This is a genomic window from Tullyiplasma multilocale ATCC 49900 (assembly GCF_000483165.1).
Lineage (GTDB): Bacteria > Bacillota_I > Bacilli_A > Mycoplasmatales > Mycoplasmataceae > Tullyiplasma > Tullyiplasma multilocale.
In genome coordinates, this window is record NZ_AXXW01000001.1 from 1 (window position 1) to 1384 (window position 1384).

3 protein-coding genes are annotated in these 1384 nt (G+C 24.2%); all 3 read left to right on the forward strand.

The window, feature by feature from the left end:
- Nucleotides 1-184: 184 nt before the first annotated feature.
- Nucleotides 185-505, forward strand: a complete 321-nt coding sequence (locus G319_RS08645; RefSeq protein ID WP_051350824.1) for a hypothetical protein — start codon at nucleotides 185-187, stop codon at nucleotides 503-505.
- 2 nt (nucleotides 506-507) lie between these two features.
- Nucleotides 508-927, forward strand: coding sequence for a hypothetical protein (locus G319_RS0100015; RefSeq protein WP_026389108.1), 420 nt, complete (start codon nucleotides 508-510; stop codon nucleotides 925-927).
- A 22-nt stretch (nucleotides 928-949) separates the two neighbouring features.
- Nucleotides 950-1384 (forward strand): hypothetical protein (locus tag G319_RS08650; protein WP_026389109.1); only part of this gene is annotated, 435 nt, incomplete at its 3' end.

Consider the following 1384-nt stretch of genomic DNA (forward strand, 5'->3'; position numbering starts at 1 on the left):
TTATTACATTTTTAAAGTTTCACAAAGAACAAGATAAACATATTTAATTTTATCTTGTGAAGTATTTAGCAATGTTAGATACTTTACAAGGTGCTAATTTAAACACTATTGAATTAACAAAAACACAAGCAGAAGAATTAATTTATAACCTAACAAAAAGACTAGGAAATGGGGAAATTAAATAATGAAAACAAAATCTAGAAATAACGATGAATGATATACGTTACCTTATGCCGTTGAACCTATTTTAGAATTTCTAAATCAAAACTCAAATATTCTATGTCCTTTTGATACTAAAGATAGTGAATATGTAAATGTATTAACAAATGCAGGGCACAAAGTATTTTATAGACATATTAAAGATGGTTTTGATTTTTTTGATTTAAAAAATGATGACGTTTTATTATTTGATTACATTATTTCAAATCCACCATATAGTTTGAGAAAACAAGTTTTTAATAAATTAGAAGAATTAAAAAAACAAATTAAAGAAATGGAAAATTAATTATGAAAAACATCACAAAAATAGATTTGATTAAAGAGAACTACGTTTATTTTGAGTTTGATATTGAAAGAGCAAAAAAATTATTTAAAAACCCTCTAGATGAAAGTTTACAATATAGAGATTTTAATATGGTATTGCAAAAACAATATCCAGAGGCAATTATTGGCAGTGGTATAATAGATAGCTTCATTATGTTTTATACAAATGACAAAGGAAAAAGATTAGATAAACAATATGGATCTTACTATGATTTAATACACAAAGGAACAAAGAAAAACAATTTATTACAAGATATTTATTATTGATTTAAAGATAAATATGAATTTAGTAAAGAATGAATAGATTTTGTAGATTTTAGTGAAAATAACGATGACCAAAATATCAGAGAATATGTTGAAGGCAGTAAAAGGAAAGAAAATTAAAAAAAAGGAAAATTAATAAATTATGAGAAAAATTATTAACACAGATAAAGAACTTATCAAAGTATTAAAAAATGAAGGAGCTGATTTAGGAAAAGGAATTATTGATGATTGATTAGAATTAGACGATAGAGATAAAAAAGAATATCCATTAGATTTATTGGCAGCAGATAATAGCAGCGACCTTGATTATATTAAAGAAGCCTATGGATATGAGATTGAAGAATTTAATCCGAGTCTTACAGATAAAAAAGTTTCCGTTGAGGAAAAAGAAAGTATTTGAAATGATTACTTAGAAATTTATATTGATGCAGCAAATGAGGTTATTAAAAAATACATTGCTAAAACAATTTCAAAGAAGGTCATGAAAGAACTTTCAAAACATAAAAATAAGAACTCCGAAGCATATGAATGTTTAAGTGAAAATATTGCTTGAGAGTTTACAGAAAAATATATTAAG